The organism is Streptomyces sp. DSM 40868 (assembly GCF_011820545.1).
Lineage (GTDB): Bacteria > Actinomycetota > Actinomycetes > Streptomycetales > Streptomycetaceae > Streptomyces > Streptomyces eurythermus.
This window is the reverse complement of record NZ_CP050504.1, coordinates 728,206-748,800: the sequence shown is the minus strand read 5'-3', so window position 1 is coordinate 748,800 and position 20,595 is coordinate 728,206. Positions and strand designations below refer to the sequence as shown.

Sequence of the window (20,595 nt, the reverse complement as noted above, 5' to 3'; positions counted from 1 at the left end):
CCCGTCCACTGGGGAACCGGGCGTGCGACAAGTTGCCCGTCATGACCGAGCTAGGACCCGTCGCCTGGCCGCCCGCACCGGTCAGGACCGAGCGGCTCGTGCTCCGTGAGTCCGAGGCCCGGGACCGTGGGGCGTTCATCGAGTTGTTCGCCTCGCCGGAGGTGGGCACCTACATCGGTGGCCACCGGTCGCGTGCCGAGCTCGAGCGCGTGGTGCCCGAGGTGCCCGGGCGGCGTCCCGGCCTCTTCGTGGTCGATCTCGGCGGAGCGATGATCGGGATGATCACGCTCGACCGGCGTGCCACCGGGCGGCCGGGGCAGGCCCGTCCGGAGGCCGGGCAGGTCGAACTCGGTTACATGGTGCTGCCGGCGGAGTGGGGACGCGGGTACGGTGCCGAGGCGTGCGCGGCGGCCCTCGGCTGGTTCGCGGACGCGCTTCCGGGCGAGCCGGTGGTGCTGCGCACCCGGACCGGCAACGAGCGCGCGCTGCGCCTCGCGGTGAAGCTCGGTTTCACCGAGGTGGAGCGGTTCGAGGAGTACGGCGCGGAGCAGTGGTTCGGCGTCTGGTCTTCTTCCTCGTAAGACTGGTCCTTCTTCTCGTGAGACACGCGAAGTCCGGGCCGGACGGCCGCCGGCCCGGACGACGACGCCCGCCGCCGCGAACAGCTGCCGGTCAGCCGCAGTCGTACGCGACCGGCCGGCGGGATTCCACACCGACCAGCGTCCGTTCGTCGTTGCTCAGCCAATCCAGGACGAACCCGGAGCCGACGGTGGACAGCGGGTCGCTGACCACACCGTCGCGCCAAAGCACCGGCCGTCGCTGGGAGTTCACGAACCGGTGGCCGCCGACCGTACCGTTGCCGCCGACGGCCGTGGCGTTGATGGCGCCGCCCGCGATGGTGCGGACGAGTCCGCCGCGCGCGGTCCACTCGGCCGCGGCGTTGGTGGCGTTCAGGCCGCCGACGACACGGCCGTCCCGGATGGCCCACGGGGTGCCGATCGGCGCGAGTTTGCGCCACTGGCCGTCGGTGTCCCAGACCAGGCCGCCGACGCTCGAGTCGCTCTGGGCGATGATCCTGCCCTGGCTGTCGACGTCCTGGAGGTGCAGGTAGGTGACATCCGGGGTGGGCAGCACCCGGTAGGTGCCCGGCGCGCCGGCCGGCCACACCACCACCCGGAACTTCAGATCGACGGTGGCCGTGCCGACGATGTCGCCGTTGTCGCTGACGAGGTCGGCGGAGTAGTTGTCCCACGCGGGATCGCCCGGCAGTCGGTGGGTCGTGCCGTCGTGGTCGACGGTGATCCCGACGAACTCGTTGCCGACGACGGTGTCGCCGACGACCGATCCGGACGCGTTCACGTCGTTGAGGTGCGGGATCTCACCGGAGACCCGCAGCGCGACCTTCCCGTTGTCCCACAGCGTGCCCCGTGCGTCGGTGATGCCTTCGCCCATCCACGCCCGGTTGCCGGTGATGCCGACGGCCCAGCGGTCGCCGTCGTAGCCGTCGAGCGTGCCCACGTCCGCACCGGCGGGCAGGTCCCACACCGTCTTCTGCCATGTGCAGGCCGCTGCCGCCGCCCCGGCCTGCCCCGCGGGTAACGTCACCAGCCCCGCCACCATCACCGACACCGAGCCCAGCACTGTCGCGAGCGCGCGCCTTCTACGTCGATCCGACACCGGATTCACCCTCCTGTTGGTGTGATCGCCCCAGCCCAGCACGTACGCCCATAGCGGCGCTATAGAGGCGGGACCCGGGCGCCCGCGGCGCCGGTGCGAGTGCGTTGTCAGTGCCCCCTGTCATCATCCCGCCATGCTCTACGACGCCTTGATCACCGATGTCCGCAGGGACGACTCCCTGGACGGCGTGCGGTTCGCCGCGCTCGACCGGGTCCGCTGGCTCGTCGACGCGCTGGAACGTCAGCGGACCGGGTTCCGGCAGGCCATGGGACACCGGTACCGGCGGTCCAGAGCGGCGGGCGCGGCGACGCAGGCCGAGTTGGACGGACGGCTCGCGGCCTGCACGGACGAGGAGGCCAGGGCGGCGGCCCTGTGCCTGATGCTGGCCGCCCGTCGCGATCGTACGGGCTGGTGGGAGTACGACGCCGAACTGGAGCCCCTCATGTCCCGGGCGCGTGGCTGGACGCCGGACGAGGTCGCGGTACTGCTCCTGCGGGCTACCGAGCGGGACATGGGCTTCTGGGGCGCGCGTGCGCTGGAGCTGGCACTGGACGCGGCCGACCGGCTCGACGCCGACGGCCGCCGGGCGGTCCTGCCCTGGCTGGATGAGGCGCACGCACGGCTCAGGGACATCACCATGGAGGCACGCAGGCGCACCTCGCTGGCCCAGCGCCTCCGCACGCTTCTCGCCCGCACGGACGAGGCCCGCCTGCCCGAGGGCCTCGTCCCCGCCGACGCCCCCTGGGCGGCCCCGCTCAGCCACCGGGCGAAGACCGACCCGACCCCCGGACTCGCCCGGCTGGCCGGACACTTGGCGAGCCTTCCGGGACCGCGCCCCACCCAGCGGTGGCGGCGGACGTGTCTGGAACTCCTGGACGCGGCGCGGGCGCGGGCCCTCGTGTCCGAGATGCTGCGGACGCTGGCCGAGGACGCCCCGATGTGCAGCAGGCGGCACGGCGCGGGCAACGGCTGGCTCTCCGCCGACGTCCACCACCACTACGTCGTCCACGACCGTGACACGGACCTCGCGCGCGGCATCGTCTGGGCCGCCGCGCTGACCGGCGGCCCGGCCACGGTGGCGCACCTCGGGACGCTGGCGCTGCGCGGCGGCGGTGTTCAGGACGAGGTGATGGAAAACCTCAAACTCGCGGGCGCGGCCATCAACGCGCTCGCCGAGACCGGCGACCACGGCTCCCTGGAGGCGCTGTGGCGGCTGCGGACCCGCATCCGGCACCGGGCGCTGCGCAAGCAGCTCGACACGGCGCTGACGACGGCGGCCGGCAAGCAGGGCATCACCCCCGAGCAGCTCGTCGAGCGGAGCGTCCCGGACCACGGACTGGCCCCGGACGGTGCGCTGGAGCGGCAGGTGGGCGGACACCGGATACGGGTGGCGATCGAGGAAGCGGCGACCGTACGGCTCACCTGCACCCGCCCCGACGGCACGACCTCCCGTACCGTGCCGGCGGCGCTGAAGGACGGCTTCCCCGACGCGCTCGGCGAGCTGAAGGCCCTGGCCAAGGAGGTGCGGGCGACGCTGTCGGGGGAGCGCGCCCGGGTGGAGGCGCTGATGTCGTCGGGGCGGGAGTGGCCGTACGACGAGTGGTGCCGCCACTACCGGGACCACCCCGTCACCGGGGCCCTCGTGCGCGGCCTCATCTGGGAGTTCCGGGGCGCGGACGGCGAGTGGCGGGCGGTGGCACCCACGGCCGGGCCGCCCGGCCGGCCCGAGCGCGTCCGGCTGTGGCACCCGATCCGGTCCTCGGCCGACGAGATCAAGGCATGGCGGGAACGGCTCGTCGCCGCGCGGCTGCGACAGCCCTTCAAACAGGCCTTCCGGGAGATCTACCTGCTCACTCCGGCGGAGCGGCAGACGGGCGGCTACTCCAACCGATTCGCCGCCCATATCGTCCACTACCGGCAGCTCTACGCCCTGTTCAAGGAGCGCGGCTGGCAGGCGAACTTCCTCGGCCCGTACGACGGCGGCCACGACGGCCGGGCGCGGGCCGAGTTCGGCGACGGCGAGTGGCGGGCCTGCTTCCACCACGAGCCCGCGCCGCACGACTACCCCGGTCACGCCCCCGAGTACGCCGCGACGGACCAGGTCCGCTTCGAGCGCCGGGACGGCCGGCGCTGGCGGGAGACACCCCTGGACGAGGTGCCCCCGCTGGTCTTCAGCGAGGCGATGCGGGACGTCGACCTGTTCGTGGGCGTGACCTCGATCGCGGCCGACCCCGACTGGACCGACCGGGGCCAGGACCGCTACGCCGCGTACTGGCGGACGGCCACCTTCGGCGAGCTGACGGCGAGCGCCGAGGTCCGGCGCGAGGCACTGGCCCGGATCCTGCCGCGCCTGAGGATCGCCGGCCGGTGCGCGCTCGACGGCCGCTTCCTGACCGTGCGCGGGGACCTGCGCACGTACCGGATCCACCTGGGTTCGGCCAACGTCCTGATGGCACCGGACGATGCCTATCTGTGCATCGTCCCGGCGCGCGGCAAGGGCCCGGGCCGGGTCTTCCTGCCGTTCGAGGACGAACGGCTGTCCCTGATCCTGAGCAAGGCGTTCCTGCTGGCCGCCGACACCCGGATCACCGACGAGTCCATCCTCGTGCAGATCAAGCGGGGTGGCTGATGGCCACCGTCACTTTCCGGGACGAGACCGCGACGGGCCGGCCGGTCATCGAGTGGGAGGTCGCCGGGCTGCCGGAACGGATGACCGTGCGGGAGCTGATACGGCTGCGGGTGCGCGAGGAGGTCCTCCGGTACAACGCCCGTCCCGGCGACCGTTTCAACGGCCTGGTCCGCCCCGACGACGCCGAGACCGAGCTGAACGGCTACCGGCTGCGCGCGCCCCGACGCATCGACTGGGAGCGTCAGGCCGAGATCGCCGAGCGGGCGTTCCTGGCCAACGGGTTCTTCGTGCTGGCCGGCGACCGCCAGGTGGAGAACCTGGACGAGGCCGTGGACCTCACCGCCGACCCGGACCTGGTCTTCATCAAGCTCGTCGCCCTCGCCGGCGGCTGACGCCTGGGCACCGGTGCCGGATGCGGGCTCGGCGACACGTCACTCCTCGTGCGTCGCGCCGGCCGGCCGGGGGTGTCCCGGGCGGATGGTCCGTGTGGTGAGCACCGGGTTGACGGGCTGCACGAGTCGCTCGACGGCGACCGCCACCAGATGGTCCGGGGCACCGCCGTCCAGCAACGCCCCCACGTACTCGAGCGACTGCGCCGGGGACAGCTCCGGCAGCCTCCGGCGGAGCGTGCGGGACGCGCGTACCCGCCCGTGGGCTGCGGCGACTTCGCGTATCTCGTGGTGGAGGTCGTCCACCGGGGTCCGTACGGGCTCCCCCCGGATACGGGCCCGGTAGTCGGCCTCCCAGTCCCCGCCGCGCGCCGAGACGACTCCGATCTGGTGCAGTCCACCGTCGACGCGGTCGATGAGATAGGGACCGTTGCCGACCAGCATGGCACTTGGGTTGCCGGTGCGTACGAACTCCTCGGAGTTCCAGTGGACGATCCACACCAGCTCGTGTTCCTCGACACGCGTCACCGTCGCCGGGAGCCAGTCCGGGACGACAGCCGACCACCTCCGGTCCTGGCGCTCCAGCTCTTCCCGGACGATGCGCACCGCGTACTCACGACCGATCACGCGGGCAGCATGTCGCAGGCCGTGGTCGGCCACGAGTGGTTTTGCGGCTGCGGGCACTCGCGGGGGAGCCCGGCCCGTCCGTTCAGCGAGCCGCGGCGACCGCCGTCGGTGCGGTGTCGCGCAGGCCCATGCGGAGGTGTTCGACGTGGTAGAGGGCCTGTTCGAGGAGTTCGGCCACATGGTTGTCGTAGAGCGCGTAGATGACCGAGCGGCCCCGGCGTTCCCCGGCGACCAGGCCGAGGTTGCGCAGCAGGCGCAGCTGGTGGGAGCAGGCGGACTGTTCCATGCCGACGGCCTCGGCCAGCTCGGTCGCCGCGCACGGGCCTTCCTGGAGCCGGGCCAGGATCCGCAGCCGGGAGGGCGTCGCCAGGGCCTGGAGGGTGGCGGCCACATCGGCGGCGCCCACGGTCTCCAGGCGCTGGCGCGCGGTGGCGGTGGTCTTGGCGTCAACTCCGTGGCCCATGCCCCCATCCTACGGAGACATCCCCGGCCCGACGCGAATACATGAATAGGTCTTCATTTGATCCTGTACCGTGGGAGAGCGGCCGCGCCCCGCGCTGCCCGCTGCTCCGTCATGCCGTCGTGAAGGACTTCCCCGATGACCTCCGCACTCGCCCCGGCCCCGGCCGACCGCGCGGCACCCCCGCGCGGCGGGGACCCCACCCGCCGCCGTACCCCCTTCCTGTCCCTGCCCGAGGCCCGCTGGGCGGCCACGGCCACCGTCTGCTTCCTGCTCGCGCTGCCCCTGCACCTGACCGGCGCCCCGGCCTGGACCTGGGGCCCGCTGTACGCGCTCACCTACGCGGCCGGCGGCTGGGAGCCCGGCTGGGCGGGCCTGTGCGCCCTGCGGGAGAAGAGCCTCGACGTCGACCTGCTGATGGTCGTGGCCGCGCTCGGGGCGGCGGCGATCGGGCAGGTCATGGACGGCGCGCTGCTGATCGTCATCTTCACCACCTCCGGAGCGCTGGAGGCCCTGGCCACCGCCCGCACCGCCGACTCCGTGCGCGGACTGCTCGACCTCGCGCCCGCCACGGCCACCCGTCTGGTCGCCGGCGAGACCGAGGAGACGGTCGCCGTCGCGGACCTGGCCGTCGGCGACATCATCCTCGTACGCCCCGGGGAACGCGTGGGCGCCGACGGCCGGGTGCTCCACGGGCGCAGCGACGTCGACCAGGCCACCATCACCGGCGAGCCGCTCCCGGTGACCAAGGAGCAGGGCGACGAGGTCTTCGCCGGAACCCTCAACGGCACCGGCGCCCTGCGCGTCCGGGTCGAGCGGGACGCGTCCGACACGGTCATCGCCCGCATCGTGCGCATGGTCGAGGAGGCGTCCGAGACCAAGGCGCCGACACAGCTGTTCATCGAGAAGGTCGAACAGCGCTACTCGCTGGGCATGGTGGCGGCGACCCTCGCGGTGTTCCTCGTCCCCCTCGCCCTCGGCGACGACCTCGCCGGCGCCCTGCTGCGGGCCATGACCTTCATGATCGTCGCCTCGCCGTGCGCGGTGGTGCTGGCCACCATGCCGCCGCTGCTGTCGGCCATCGCCAACGCCGGACGGCACGGGGTCCTCGTCAAGTCGGCCGTGGTGATGGAGCGGCTGGGACAGGTGGACGCGGTGGCGTTCGACAAGACGGGCACCCTCACCGAGGGCACCCCGCGCGTCACCGACGTACGGCCGCTGACCGGCTCCGGCGTCGACGCGGACGGACTGCTGCGCCTCGCGGCGGCCGCCGAACGCCCGAGCGAGCATCCGCTGGCGCGGGCAATCGTGGACGCGGCGCGGGAGCGGGGGACGGCCCTGCCGGCGGCGGACGGCTTCGCCGCCACCCCCGGGGTCGGCGTGACCGCCACCGTGGACGGGCGGACAGGTCGCGGTCGGCGCTCCGGCACGGCTGCCGAGCGCGGCCACCGGAGCGCGGGCCGCCCAGGCGGCGGTCATCGCCGCCGAACTGGAGGAGGGCGGCCGGACGGCCGTACTGGTCACCGTGGACGGCGGCCCGGCGGGCCTGCTCGGCATCGCCGACCGGCTCCGCCCGGACGCGGCCCGCACCGTCGGCGTCCTGGCCTCCCTCACCGGCACCGTGCCCGCGCTGCTGACCGGTGACAACCCGCGCGCCGCCGCCCGCCTCGCCGCCGAGGTCGGCATCGACGAGGTCCGGGCCGGGCTGCTGCCCGAGGACAAGGTGCGCGCGGTCAGGGAACTGGAAGCCGCCGGCCGCAAGGTGATGGTGGTCGGCGACGGCGTCAACGACGCCCCCGCGCTGGCCGCCGCGCACACCGGCGTCGCCATGGGCCGGGCGGGCTCCGACCTGGCACTGGAGACCGCGGACGCGATCGTGGTCCGTGACGAGCTCGCGACCGTGCCCGCAGTGCTCTCACTGTCCCGCCGGGCCCGCGCCCTGGTCGTCCAGAACCTCGTCGTCGCCGGTGTCTTCATCGCCGGACTGGTGGTCTGGGACCTGGCCGGCGACCTGCCGTTGCCGCTCGGTGTCGCCGGGCACGAGGGATCCACCGTCCTCGTCGGCCTCAACGGACTGCGGCTGCTGCGCGAGGCCGCCTGGCGGCGGGCCCGTACGGACGCGCCGCGCTGACCTTCACCGGTCGCCGGAGTCCTTCGCGTCCGGGAACGTCACGTGGGTGCAGCCCCTGCGCCCGGCGACGTCGTCGACGTACGCCCGGAACAGGGCCGACACCGCACGGGAACCGAGCACGTTGTCATAGGAGTAGCTGCTGCTGAGCGTGTGCAGCGCGGGCTTGCCGCCGCACACGGAGGAGGCCCACCAGACGTTGTTCGTCTGCCCGGCCGTCCCCGGCTTGATGACGATGTCCTCTCCGCCGAGGGATTCGTACCCCGTCGCGCGGGCCTCGGCGCCGGTGTAGGTGACGGTGCGCAGCCACCAGGGCGTGTCCTCCGTGGCGTAGTCGCGCTTGTCCTCGGGCAGGCCGCCGGCGGTGCGGCGCGCCTGCCCGGGGCTGACCGCCAGCAGGCAGCTCTCCAGCGGATACGTGTCCCGGACCGGCACCGAGAGGGCCCGGTCGGGCAGCGGACCGTGGTCCGAGCCCCGGAGGTACCCGGCGAACCACGCGCAGGAACCGCCGGCCGACCGGGCGGGACGCAGGACGGTCGGCACGGGCGCGGGCTCCCCGCCGGGCAGGGCGGGCAGCCGGGTGCGACAGCCGATCCGGTGGGTGAGGGTCTCGGCGGCCGAGCGGGCGATGCGGGCCAGCCGCGCCCGGTCCGCCCCGGAGACGTCGTCGTCGTAGTCGGCGCTGGCCGTGATGTGCAGCAGCGGGGGAGCGGTCGGACTGCTGCCGGGCCCGCACTCGGCCCGGACGGTGGTGTACCAGTTGCCGTACCAGCCCAGGGTGCCGTCGCCCAGCGACCGGGGCTCGGGGCGCCGGTCGGCGACGGCGGTGAGGTCCGTCTTGTAGGTGCGGTCGGGGTTGCGGAGGGCGAAGGGCTCCAGACCGGCGCCGATCCGGTTCAACGGCTCCCTCTTGCCACCGATCCGCACCGCCAGCGAGAACAGACCCCTGGTCCGGCCCGACCCGGTCGCCTGGTAGACGGTGCACGAACTCTGCGGCTCGCGCGCGTCGATCCGGTCGCCGTCGCCGGCCTTCGCCCGGACGGTACCGCCGTGCAGATCCATCACCGCGGCCCCGGACACCAGCCGGTCGCACGCCTCGGCGATGGCGTGTTCGCTCGCGGAGCGGTCCCGTACGTCGTCGACCGTCAGCCAGCCCGCGTACAGGCTCAGCCCGATCCCGCCCCATGCCACGCCCCGCCACAGCCTGATCCACCCCGTGCGCACCGCACACCTTCCGCTCGGACCCGTCCGGCGCGATCGCCGGACCGTCGGCGCACCGAGCGTAGATGTCCGGCCACGGTCAACTCGACGCGGGGTCCGGCCCGGCGCCGGTCGCCGGGGCCGGTGTTCAGCCGGCGCAGCAGTCCTGCCGGGGTGCGCGGGGCGCGGTGGTCTCGAGCCGGCAGTAGCAGGACGCCTCGACCGGTACGTCCGCCAGCGCGGCGGCGAGCTTCAGCTGCCGGGCCACGATCCGGGCCTCCCCCTCCTTGCCGAGCCGTACGAGGCACTCGTGCAGGCCGTGCAGCGCCCAGACGTTGTTCGGGTGCTGGAGCGGGCGCGGCAGGGTGTCGTCCAGCCCTAGGTCGGCGCGGTAGACGGCCTCGGCCTGCGCGATCCGGCCCTGTTCGAGCAGCAGCGCGCCGTATGCGTGCCGGGCCGGCTGCATCCACCCCCACGGCTCGTCGTACGCCAGGCCGTCGCTCAGCTCGATGGACCGGCGCAGCGCCGCGAACGCCGTGTCGTACCGGCCCTCGCGGTACTCCAGTTCGCCGTCGAGCATGTACCCGGCGATCGCCAGGATGTCCGTACAGGTGTTGTTGAACAGCGTCCGGGTTTCGGGGACCCGGGCGGCCGCCTCGCGGAACAGCTCGCGTTCCGTCCCGGCCTCGCCGGTGCGACCGAGGGCGGAGAGCGCGACCCCGCGCGCGTACCGCAGCATGGCCGTGGTCACGCAGTACAGGCGCGCGTCGGCGGGCATCGGCAGGCGCAGGATGTCGTCCCAGCGGCCGAAGCGGACGAGCACGTGCACCCGCATCGCGAGGAAGCCCTCCAGCCAGTCCGCCATCGGCGGGCTGTCCACCCGCAACAGCTCCTCGGGCACCGCCGCTTCGAGCCGCTCCGCCGTCTCGATCGCGTCCTGGAAACGGCCGAGGAACATCGCACCGTAGATCTTGAAGTGCAGGTTGTGGCAGCGGTACAGGGTGTAGAAGTTCAGCGCCCCGGAGCGGGCGAGGAACTTCTCGTCGGCCGCGATCGCCGCGGTGTTGTCGGAGACGACCCGGCGGTAGTCGCCGCAGAGCACCTCGATGTGGGACGGCATGTGCCGGAGATGGCCCGCGTCCGGCATCAGGTCCCGCAGCCGGTCGCCCGCGGGCAGCGCGGCCTCGGGGGTGGGGGACATCTCCATCAGGTGGATGTACAGGTGCAGCAGGCCCGGGTGCCGCGCCCCCGCCTCGGTGGCGAGCGCCCGCTCCAGCACCGCCCCGGCCTCGGTGGTGCGCGAGCCCGGCGCCGGCTTGCCCGCGCGGATGTCCCACAGCTGCCAGGGCGTCAGGCTCATCAGGGCGTCGGCGTACAGTGCGGCCACGTCGGGGTCGTCGGGCGCCAGCCGGTGCACGGCCCGCATGCTGTCGGCGTAGGCGGCGTTCCACACCGGGCCCTCCTCGGCGTCCGGGATCCGGGCGCGCGGGTAACGGGCCGCCAACGCCTCGATGAGGGCCTGCTCGACCGGTGTGGCGCCGGCCGCCTTCTGGTGCGCGCGCCGTACGGCGGCGTGCGCCCGTTCCACCGTCCGGCCCAGATCCCGTTCGTCGAAGGCGTCCCACGGCTTGTTGTAGTTGGGGCCGAGCGCGTAGGCCAGGCCCCAGTCGGCCATGGCGCACCCGGGATCCGCCGCGCCGGCGGCCTCGAAACAGCGCACGGCCTCCTCGTGGTTGAAGGCGTACGTCCAGTTCAGCCCGCGATCGAACCAGGTCTGCGCCTCGGCGGACGAGGTCGTCACGGGCCGGCCGTGACTGCCGAGGTCGTAGTACGGCATGCGGGCTCCCTCAGGGCTGACGGTCGGCTGCTCCGGACACTGCCCCGTCCGCACCCGGGAAAACAGGTGATCTCCGGTCGGCAGACTCCCGGTTGACGACACGTCAACACGACCGGTCAGTCGTCATCCGGTCGGTCGCCGTCGTCTGTCCGACTGCTCAGCCCCCATCCGGTCGGCCGCCGTCGTCTGCTCGACCGCTCAGCCGTCGCCGGGCCGGCCGCACATCAGCACGGCCTCGCGCAGCCAGCGGTGCGCCGGATCGTCCGCCCGCCGGGTGTGCCACGCCTGCTGGTAGGCGAAGCGGGGGAGGTCCAGTGGCGGGGTGAACCTGCGCAGCGTCCGGTGCCGGCGCAGCGGGCCGACGGCCCGGCCGGCCACGGTCAGCACCAGATCGGTGCCCGCGAGCAGGTCCACGGCCGCGCTCCAGTGGGGCAGGGTCACGGCGAGGCGCCGGCGCAGCCCGCGCGCCGCGAGTGCCGTCTCGATCTCGTCGTGCGCGTCGGGCCGCACGGCCACCATGATGTGCGGCCGCTCCAGCCACTCCGCCAGCGACAGGCCCCCCTTCTCCGGCAGTACGGCCTTGTCCGCCAGGCTGACGAACTCCTCCTCGAACAGATCCTGGACCTGGATGTCCTCGGGTGGGTGCGGGAACACCCCCAGCGCCAGATCCAGTTCGCCGTCCGTGAGCTGGGCCACCATCGCCTCCCGGCTCGTCTGGCTGATCGCCAGGTCCAGGCCTGGCGCCCGCTCGCGGATGTGCCGGACCAGCGGCGGCAGCACGATCCGTGAGGCGTAGTCCGACAGGCAGAGCCGGAAGCGGCCGCGGGCGCGCGACGGATCGAAGTCCGGTGCGCTCAGCAGCCCGTTCAGGCGGGTCAGCGCTTCCTCCAGAGGCCGGGCCAGCGCCTGCGCACGGGCCGTCAGGACCATACGGCCGCCGTGCCGCACCAGCAGGGGGTCACCGAACCGCGTGCGCAGCTGGGCCAGGGCGTGGCTGACGGCCGGCTGGCTCTTGTTCAGCCGCAGGGCGGCCCGCGTGACGTGCTTCTCCACCAGCAGGGCGTGCAGCGTCAGGAGCTGGTTGAGGTCGATACGACGCAGCTCATCCATGCGGCGCATACTACGAATGCACACAAAGCATTTCCATCGACGAGTGTGATGGCGCAGGGTCGAAGAGTCCGCCCCGCGAGCCCTTTCGGGGCGGCGGCCAACCGCACCCTCACCCTCCGGAAGAGCCATGTCCACCTCGTCCGGGGCGGCCGCCACGCGCGCCCCCTCCGCCGTGCCCCCGTCCCTCCGTCAAGTCCCCGTCCTGTGGCTGGCGTTGCTCGCCGCCCCGGTGGCCGCCGCCGGCAACGCCGCCGTGCTGATCCTCGGCGATCTCGGCCGCTCCCTCGGGATTCCCGCGGCCACCGCCTCCTGGCTGGTCACCGTGTACGCGCTGGCCCTGGCGGTCGCGACACCGCTGTTCGCGACGCTGCTGCGGCGGCGCGGCACCCGGCCCGCGCTGTGGTTCGCAGCCGCCTGCGTCACCGCCGGCACCGCGCTGATGGCCGTATCCCCGTGGCTGCCGCTCCTCCTGGCCGGACGCGCCGTGCAGGCGGCGGGCGGGGCGGGCATGACGGCCATCGCCATGAACCTGGCCGGCACCGCCCGCCGCATGGGCGCGATCAGCGCCGGGACCGGGATCCTCGGCGCCGTGGGACCGCTGCTCGGCGAGCGCCTCACCGAGACGGTCTCCTGGCGCGCGGCGCTGTCCCTCCTGGCGGTCACCCTGCTGGCCGTCCCCGCGGTCGGCCGCCGCACCACACCGGCGTCGCCACCCGCCGGGGGCCGCTTCGACGCCCGGGGCGCGCTGCTGCTGGCCGTGCTGTCCGGCGGACTGGTGCTGCTGCCGTACCGCCCGCTGCCCGCCCTGGCCGTGGCAGCCGTATCCGCCGCGCTGCTGGTCCCGCACATCCGGCGCCGCCCGGACGGCTACGTCCCCGCCGCCGCGCTGCGCTCCGGACACTTCCGCGGCTCGGTCCTGATCGCCCTGACCCTGTCCGGGTCCTACTTCACACTGCTGTTCGCGGTGCCCCAGATGCTCGCCGACCGGGCGGGCCGGCCGGCGACCTCGGTGGCCGTGGGCCAGACGGCCGCCATGATCACCGGGTCCTTGCTCACCCTCGGCTTCGCGGCCGTCTCCGCGCGGCTGCGCCGCCGCACGGTACGGCTGATCCTCCTCGCGGCCGGGACGCTCGCCGCCGCAGCGGCCGCCCTCGCCCCCGGCGCGGTCGTGCCGCTCGCGGCGATCGGCCTGGCCGTCTTCGCCGCCACCGCCGCCAACGCCACCCAGTCCGTGATCGCCGCCTCCGCCGTCCCCGACCGCCAACGCCCCGCCGCCATCGGCCTGTTCCAGCTCGCCTATCTCCTGGGCGGCGCCCTCGGCCCGGCCCTCGCCACCACGCTCGTGCTCCGCTGAATCGCGGACCGGGCGGGTTGTTGACGAGGGGGACCGCTGAAACTACTTTTCATCGCATGAATGCGTTTGCGAAGGAAACTTTCCTTCCGTGAGTGTGCGTCAGCTCGACCTGTTGGTGGTCGTCGTCTACCTCGTGGCGATCGCCGTGATCGGACTGCGCCTGGCCGGACGGCAGAAGACGGCGAAGGACTACTTCGTCGGTGAAGGCCACATGCCCTGGTGGACCGTCTCCTTCTCGGTGGTGGCCACCGAGACCAGCGTGCTCACCGTCATCAGCCTGCCGGGCGGCGCCTACACCGGACAGGGCTTCGGCAACGTCGAACTGGCCCTCGGCTACGTCCTCGGACGCGTCGTCGTGGCGACCGTCCTCATCCCCCTGTACAAACGGGGCGGCTTCGTCAGCGCCTACCAGTACCTGGGCAGCCGGTTCGGGCTCAAGGTGCAGGGGCTCGCCTCGGTGACGTTCGTCTTCACCCGGCTGCTCGCCGAGGGCGTCCGGCTGTTCGCCTCCGCCATCCCGATCAAGCTGCTGCTCGACGAGTTCGGCGTGCACGCCGGCTACCGCGTCATCATCCTCGTACTCACGGCGATCACCGTCGTCTACACCTACCTCGGCGGCATCCGGGCGGTCATCTGGACGGACGCCATCCAGATGGGCCTGTACCTGGGCGGTGCCCTGCTCGCCATCGGCGTGCTCGCCGCCCAGGTCGGCGGTGACGGCCTCCAGCGCGCCCTGCACGCGGGCCGGTTCCGGCTCTTCGACACCGACTTCACCCTGGCGCACATCCTCACCAGCCCGTTCGCCCTGCCCACCGCGATCATCGGCGGCGCCATCTTCGCGATGGCCAGCCACGGCTCGGACCAGCTGATCGTCCAGCGCGTCCTGGCCACCCGCTCACTGCGCGACGGCCAGAAGGCCATGATCGCCTCCGGTGTCTTCGTCACGCTCCAGTTCGCCGCGTTCTCCCTCGTCGGCGCGCTGCTGTGGTCCTACAACCAGGGCAAGTCCTTCCAGGAGCTGGGACTGGGCAGCTCCGACAACCTCTACCCGGACTTCGTCCTGCACGGACTGCCCGTGGTCGTCTCCGGCCTGCTCGTGGCCGGCATCCTCGGCGCGGCCATGGGCTCGCTGTCCTCCGCGCTGAACTCCATGTCGAACTCGACCGTCGCCGACATCATCCACAGCTTCTTCCGGAGCGTGCCCACCGAGGAGTTCCTGCTCCGGCTCGCCCGGCTGATGACCCTGGTGTGGGCGGTGCTGATGGCCGTGTTCGCCTGCGCCTTCAGCACCAGTACCGGCAACGTCTACCTCACCGGCCTGACCATCGCCGGATACACCTACGGCGCGCTCCTCGGCGCGTTCCTCCTCGGCCGGCTGGTCCGGCGGGCGAACGAGACCGACGCCGTGATCGCGTTCCTGGTGACGGTCGGCGTCATGACGTACATCGTGCGCGGCGTCAGGATCGACGTCAGCGCGGGCGGCGGCACCGTACCCACCGCCATCGCCGCACAGTGGCTCGTCCCCCTCGGCGTGGCCGTCACCCTGGCCGTGGGCGGGCTGACCAGCCTGCTGCACCGGGCACCCCCGAGCACCCCGGCCCCGCTGGACGAAGGCGGCACCGAGCGTACGGCGGCCACCGTCGCCCCCGAGTGACCGGACGGGCGGCCGGCCCGGCGACCGCTGACCGTGACAGCCCCCGGAGGAGCCATGCAGCCGCAGCCGTCCCCGCCCGCCCGGCGTGTTCCCGGCCGGAAGGAGGCGCCGTGCGCGTGATCGGACTGATGTCGGGCACCTCGTACGACGCCATCGAGGCCGCCGCGACGGACCTCGCACTGGACGGCGACGCCCTGCTCCTACGGCCCCTCGGACACCTCTCCGTCCCCTACCCGGACGCCCTGCGGGACCGCATCGCCGCCGCCCTGCCCCCCGCCCACACCACCACCCGGGCCGTCTGCGCCCTGGACACCGGCATCGGCCAGGCCTTCGCCGACGCCGCCGACCGGGCTCTGCGCGACCTGTGCGGCGGCAGCGCCGACCTCGTGGTCTCGCACGGCCAGACCATGCACCACTGGGTCGAGGACGGCACGGTCCGCGGCACCCTCCAGCTCGGCCAGCCCGCCTGGATCGCCGAGGCGACCGGCCTTCCCGTCGTGTCCGACCTGCGCAGCCGGGACGTCGCCGCCGGCGGTCAGGGCGCGCCCCTGGTCGCCCTGACCGACGCCCTGCTGTTGTCCGGGCTGCCCGGCACCCCCGCCGCGCTCAACCTCGGCGGCATCGCCAACATCACCGTCCTCGCACCCGGCGCCGAGCCGCTCGCCTTCGACACCGGCCCCGCCAACGCCCTGCTGGACGCGGCCGTGCACCACTTCACCGACGGCGCCGCAGCCTACGACGAGGACGGCCGCCGCGCCGGTGCCGGACAGGTCAGCCCGGAACTGCTGCGGGCCCTGCTGGACGACCCCTACTACCGCAGACCCGCCCCCAAGACCACCGGCAAGGAACACTTCCACCTGCCCTATCTGCGGCGCGCCCTCGACACCGTGCCCGTGCCGGCCGCCGCCGACGTCCTGGCCACCCTGACCCGGCTGACCGCCGTCACCGTGGCGGACGCCTGCCGCGCCCACGGCGTCACCCGGCTCGTCGTCTCCGGCGGCGGCACCCGCAACCCGGTGCTGATGCGCATGCTCGCCGAGGAACTGCCGGACGTGCCGCTCGGCCCCAGCGACGACCTCGGCCTGCCGTCGGCCGCCAAGGAGGCCCTGGCCTTCGCCGTCCTGGGCTTCCTCACCGCCCACGGCCTGCCCGGAGCCCTGCCCTCGGGCACCGGAGCCCGCCGCGCCACCGTACTCGGCAGCATCACCCCCGGCCGGACGCCGCTGCGCCTGCCCGAACCCGCGGCACGCCCGCCGCGCCTGCTGCGGATCCTGCGCTGACCCGGCCGGCCGCGGCGGGTTGGGAGCCCCGCCCGCCCGGGGTCGGTGCCACCCGGGCGGGCGAGGACGAGGGGAGCAGCGCCGGTGCCGCGCCGGGCGGGGCTGCCGTACAGGTGCCTGGTGCCGGGTGGCCGACGGTCGGGTGGTCAGGTGCCGGCGCAGTGCGGGGACGGTGTGCCCGTGGTGCCGGTCGCGGTGAACCCGAACGTGGCCCTGGCGCCGGGGGAGAGGGCGCCGTTGAAGGCGGCGTTGCGGACGGTCGCCCGGCCCTGGGCCGTGGTCAGGGTGCCGTTCCACAGGCTGGTCACGGTGGCCCCGGCCAGGTCCCAGTCGACCGACCAGCCCGTCAGCGCCCCGGAGCCGGTGTTCTCCACGGTGACCTCGGCCTGGTAACCGCCCTGCCAGGAGGAGGTGGTGCGGAAGGTCGCCGTGCACGCTCCCGGGGTCGGAGTCGGGGTCGGCGTGGGAGTCGGGGTCGGTTCGGGGGCGTCGTCGTAGGTCAGCCCGTACCCGTACGGGAACAGCGGGGTCTTGCCGTCGCCGTCGTTGACGGGCTCCTGCGAGGCGCCGCGCATCCAGCTCATCGGCAGCTTGCCGGTGGGGGCGTGGTCGCCGAACAGGACGTCGGCGACGCCCGCACCCTCGGTGCCGGGCAGCCAGGCGGCCAACAGTGCTTTCCAGTCCGGCAGTTGAGCGGTGACGTCGAGCGGCCGGCCGGAGACCAGCACCACGACGACCGGCACCCCGCTCGCCTTCAGCCGGGCGAGGGTCCCCAGGTCCTCCTGATCCAGTCCCAGGCCGTCCGGCCGGTCGCCCCGGCCCTCGGCGTACGGGGTCTCGCCGACGACGGCGACGGCGGCGGTGTACCGGGAGTCGATGCCGTTGCCGTACCGGTCGTAGGTGACGCGTGAGGGGTCGGTGACGGCGGCGCGGATGCCCTGGAGCACGGTGGTGCCGTCGGTGACGGGGCCGCTGCGCCCCTGCCAGCCCACGGTCCAGCCGCCGCTCTGGTTGCCGATGTCGTCGGCGGACTTGCCGGCGACGAACAGCCTGGCCGACTTCGCCAGCGGCAGCACCCCGCCGTCGTTCTTCAGCAGCACCTGGGACTCCCGCACCGCCTGCCGGGCCAGCGACCGGTGCGCCGCCGAGCCGACCGTACCGGTGAACGACCGGTCGGTCAGCGGGTGTTCGAACAGGCCCAGCTGGAACTTCTTCGTGAGGATGCGGCGGTTGGCGTCGTCGATCCGGGCCTGCGGGATCCGGCCCGCGGTCACCTCGCCGCGCAGCAGGCCGAGGAACTTCTTGTAGTCGTGCGGGACCATCACCATGTCGACGCCCGCGTTGACGGCCGTGGAGATCTCGGCGCCGGTGAAACCGCTCTGCCCGTCGAGCTGGTCGACCGCGGCCCAGTCGGACACGACGAACCCGGTGAACCCCAGCTCGCCCTTGAGCACATCGGTGACCAGGTACTTGTTGGCGTGCGAACGGACGCCGTTCCACCTGCTGTACGACAGCATCACGGAGCCGACCCCGCGGCGCACCGCCTCCTTGAACGGCGGCAGATGGATCGCCCGCAACTCGGCCTCGGACAGCTCGGTGTCGCCCTGGTCCACGCCCGCGGTGGTGCCGCCGTCACCGAGGTAGTGCTTGGCGGTGGCCAGCACCGACGCCGGGGCCGCGCCCAGGGCGTCGCCCTGCAGTCCGGTGACGAACGTCGTCATGGCGGACGGCAGTTCGGGACTCTCGCCGTACGACTCGTAGGTGCGGCCCCACCGGTCGTCGCGGGCGACGCACAGGCACGGGGCGAAGTCCCAGTCGATGCCGGTGCCCGAGATCTCCTCGGCCACCGCGCGGCCGATCCGCTGGACGAGGGCGGGGTCACGCGTGGCGCCGAGTCCGATGTTGTGCGGGTAGAGCGTGGCCCCGCGCACCGCGTTGTGCCCGTGCACGGCGTCGATCCCGTAGATCATGGGGATGCCGAGCGGTGTGGTCAGCGCGGTGCGCTGGAGGGAGTCGTAGGTGTCCGCCCAGGTCTGGGCGTTGTTGGGGCTGACCGTGGAGTCGCCACCGGACAGCACGGACCCGATCCGGTACGCGGCGAGGTCGGACTGCGGGAGGAGGGAGTCCTTCTCGATCTGCGTCATCTGGCCGAGCTTGTCGTCCAGCGTCATCCGGGACAGCAGGTCGTTCACCCGGTCCGGAACGGGCAGCGAGGCGTCCTGATAGGGGAGTCCGGCGGCCGGCGCGGCGGCGGCCCGCTCCGGGACGGCCGTGGCGGGCCCGGAGAGGACCAGACCCGCCACGCACAGGGCCACGGCCGCCGTCACCCGGCGGCGGGCGGACGGAAAGCGCCTGGCGGCGCCGTTGTGGTGCGGGGACAGTCGCATGCGGGTCCTCTCCGGGGAGGAGGGAGGGGCGGCGAGCACAGGAAATGGGAGCGCTCCCATCGCCGGTCTGGTGGGACTGTAGAGACAGGCGCCCGCCCCTGACAAGACGATCTGCCGAAGAACTTGCGAAGGAGGCGCCGCAGCTTCACCCGCCGTGACGCACGGCGGGCCGTGTCGAAGCGGCGCCGGAAGCTCGGCCCTCGTCGCGTACGGCGGCCAGGCCGTTGAACACCCCGATGTAGGCGGTGCCGTCCGGACCCACGGTGATCGGCGCCCAGTTGTTGTCGTATCCCACACCGGTGCCCACGAGCTGCTTCCAACGGGTCCGGCCGGTGCGGAAGTCGACGGCGGTCAGATACCAGGCGTCCACGTCGAGGCTGTGGGGGTCCTTGGTGTAGAGGTGGATCAGCCCGTTGCCGGTGGACAGTTCGGGCACGACGGACGGCGACCGCTCGCCGCTCTCCCGCACGGTCTCGCACCCGCTGCCGTCCGGGCGGACGTCGATCCGGGTGACCCGCCGGCGACGCTGCGCCCGAAGGTGAGGGACGAGACGTTCTCATAGCCGTAATTGTTCTCGACCACCAGGCTGTCGCCCCAGCTGATCAGGGAGTTGTCGGTCGTGGACGCACCGGGGGCGAAGACGGGGACCTCGCACACCAGCCGCCGGCCGGCGGGCACGGCCGCGCCGCGCCGGTAGACCAGGACGTGCATCCGGTCGTCGGCGGTGTCGGTGATCGCCACGTACCGGCCCGTCGCCGAAGATGTCCGGCTTGGTGCCCGAACCCTGGTTCACCGAGCCGGGGCTTGGTGCCGGTGCCCCGGTCGTAGGTCTGCCGCCACACCACGGCGGGGGTGCCGTCCGCCGTCGCGGTGAACTCGTACAGCGCGTGGTCGGAGACGATGGAGACGCCGTCGGCGGCGACGGAGAAGAAGTTCTGGATCTCCTCGCCGTCCAGCCGGACGGAACGGACGGTCCCGGTGGCGGGGGGCGACGGTGCCGACCCGTCCCTGCCGGGTCACCCACCAGATCCGGCCCTGCCGGTCCGGCATGACGGAGGTGACCGGGTCACAGCCCCCGTCGGGGTACGGGTCGGTCCAGGTCGCGCAGTCGTGGGGCACCTGATCGCCCAGGTCCCAGTCGTCGGTGACGGTGAACTCCCAACCGCCGTCCGCCCGTTGCCGGTGGGTGAGGCGGACGATGTGCTGCCGGGAGTCCGCCAGCACCAGCCGGTCCTCGTTGTCCAGGTATGAAGAGGCCCCGCTGGAGGTGTCCATGGAGATCCGGGAGAAGTCGAGCCGGGTGATCGCCTCCACGGTGGACGGGCGTTGGGGCAGCTCGTACTCGGCCGGCGTGGCCAGGGAGCGCGGGTCGAGCGGCTTGACCAGGAACCCGGTGAACGTTCCGCACACGGTGACGATCCGCCCCGCCCGGTCGAAGGTGACGGTGGCGCACTCCCCGCCCAGCAGTGCCATCCGCTCGCTGTCGGCCCGCGGGTGGGCGCCGAGCGGTCCGGACCACGGGGAGGCCGCGCTGCCCCAGCCGTCCGCGTGCATACCGGACCGGCCGTTCGGTGCGAGGTAGGGGTGCTGGGGCGGCGGGGTGCCGGGCAGTGGCCGCGCGGTCACCGGGGCGCCGGCGCAGGCGTCGACCAGGCGGTGTCCGGGCGCCCTGGGGATCGGGTCGGCCGACGCGGGGGACGGCGCGGCGAGAGCGGTGCCTGCGGCCAGGGCCAGGGCGAAGGCCAGGGCCCGGCCGGGCGTCCTGCGGGACATGGGGCTCCTCGGAGTGCGCGTCGGGTGGTCGCGCCGCCGCGACCACAGGAGCGGCCCGTCTAGGAGTCCAGGGAGAGATGAGGGTTGTTC

The 20,595-nt window shown here is 73.5% G+C and carries 13 protein-coding genes and 2 pseudogenes; 7 read left to right on the top strand and 8 right to left on the bottom strand.

From position 1 onward, the window contains the following. Positions 1-41: 41 nt before the first annotated feature. Positions 42-581, top strand: coding sequence for a GNAT family N-acetyltransferase (locus tag HB370_RS03385; protein WP_030776133.1), 540 nt, complete (start codon positions 42-44; stop codon positions 579-581). Between the two features lie 91 nt (positions 582-672). Here the strand turns inward: HB370_RS03385 and HB370_RS03380 are convergent, their stop codons facing one another. Continuing rightward, complete coding sequence (locus HB370_RS03380) at positions 673-1,677, bottom strand: hypothetical protein (protein ID WP_157855532.1); 1,005 nt, start codon at positions 1,675-1,677, stop codon at positions 673-675. Positions 1,678-1,810: 133 nt separating this feature from the next. Here HB370_RS03380 and HB370_RS03375 point away from each other — a divergent pair, with 133 nt between their 5' ends. Continuing rightward, positions 1,811-4,306: a DUF4132 domain-containing protein gene (locus tag HB370_RS03375; RefSeq protein ID WP_051815247.1), complete on the top strand. Its 2,496-nt coding sequence runs from the start codon at positions 1,811-1,813 to the stop codon at positions 4,304-4,306. After that, on the top strand, positions 4,306-4,698 hold the full coding sequence (locus tag HB370_RS03370) for a hypothetical protein (RefSeq protein WP_030776143.1): 393 nt from the start codon (positions 4,306-4,308) through the stop codon (positions 4,696-4,698). Before HB370_RS03375 ends, HB370_RS03370 begins: the two co-directional genes overlap by 1 nt. A 39-nt stretch (positions 4,699-4,737) precedes the next feature. Here the strand turns inward: HB370_RS03370 and HB370_RS03365 are convergent, their stop codons facing one another. Further along, complete coding sequence (locus tag HB370_RS03365) at positions 4,738-5,322, bottom strand: YrhB domain-containing protein (protein ID WP_030776145.1); 585 nt, start codon at positions 5,320-5,322, stop codon at positions 4,738-4,740. A gap of 82 nt (positions 5,323-5,404) precedes the next feature. Next, positions 5,405-5,785: a metalloregulator ArsR/SmtB family transcription factor gene (locus HB370_RS03360; RefSeq protein WP_030776147.1), complete on the bottom strand. Its 381-nt coding sequence runs from the start codon at positions 5,783-5,785 to the stop codon at positions 5,405-5,407. Positions 5,786-5,920: 135 nt separating this feature from the next. On the opposite strand from HB370_RS03360, the pseudogene HB370_RS03355 reads away from it, so the two are divergent. Further along, positions 5,921-7,913 (top strand): annotated as a pseudogene (locus HB370_RS03355) (heavy metal translocating P-type ATPase). 3 nt (positions 7,914-7,916) lie between these two features. On the opposite strand, the gene HB370_RS03350 reads toward HB370_RS03355, so the two are convergent. The 3 genes from HB370_RS03350 to HB370_RS03340 all read right to left on the bottom strand — a co-directional run bounded on the left by HB370_RS03350 (position 7,917) and on the right by HB370_RS03340 (position 12,057). Next, a complete protein-coding gene (locus tag HB370_RS03350) occupies positions 7,917-9,134 on the bottom strand; it encodes a hypothetical protein (RefSeq protein WP_037700214.1) in 1,218 nt (405 codons plus the stop codon). 124 nt (positions 9,135-9,258) lie between these two features. Then, the gene (locus HB370_RS03345; protein ID WP_030776156.1) at positions 9,259-10,947 is read right to left on the bottom strand and encodes a hypothetical protein; all 1,689 of its coding nucleotides are present in this window, start codon (positions 10,945-10,947) and stop codon (positions 9,259-9,261) included. A gap of 198 nt (positions 10,948-11,145) precedes the next feature. Further along, a complete protein-coding gene (locus HB370_RS03340; protein WP_030776158.1) occupies positions 11,146-12,057 on the bottom strand; it encodes a LysR family transcriptional regulator in 912 nt (303 codons plus the stop codon). A 127-nt stretch (positions 12,058-12,184) separates the two neighbouring features. Between HB370_RS03340 and HB370_RS03335 the strand changes: the two genes are divergently transcribed. The 3 genes from HB370_RS03335 to HB370_RS03325 all read left to right on the top strand — a co-directional run bounded on the left by HB370_RS03335 (position 12,185) and on the right by HB370_RS03325 (position 16,345). After that, positions 12,185-13,411 (top strand): MFS transporter, encoded by a 1,227-nt coding sequence (locus HB370_RS03335; protein ID WP_037700217.1) that lies wholly within the window; start codon positions 12,185-12,187, stop codon positions 13,409-13,411. Between the two features lie 94 nt (positions 13,412-13,505). Further along, positions 13,506-15,065 carry a sodium:solute symporter gene (locus HB370_RS03330; protein WP_051815248.1) on the top strand — a complete coding sequence of 520 codons (1,560 nt, stop codon included), beginning with the start codon at positions 13,506-13,508 and terminating at the stop codon, positions 15,063-15,065. Between the two features lie 110 nt (positions 15,066-15,175). After that, positions 15,176-16,345 (top strand): anhydro-N-acetylmuramic acid kinase, encoded by a 1,170-nt coding sequence (locus tag HB370_RS03325; protein WP_030776164.1) that lies wholly within the window; start codon positions 15,176-15,178, stop codon positions 16,343-16,345. A gap of 146 nt (positions 16,346-16,491) precedes the next feature. On the opposite strand, the gene HB370_RS03320 is transcribed toward HB370_RS03325, so the two are convergent. Then, positions 16,492-18,732 (bottom strand): glycoside hydrolase family 3 N-terminal domain-containing protein, encoded by a 2,241-nt coding sequence (locus HB370_RS03320; protein ID WP_051815249.1) that lies wholly within the window; start codon positions 18,730-18,732, stop codon positions 16,492-16,494. Positions 18,733-18,877: 145 nt separating this feature from the next. Next, positions 18,878-20,505 (bottom strand): annotated as a pseudogene (locus HB370_RS03315) (hypothetical protein). Positions 20,506-20,595: the final 90 nt, after the last annotated feature.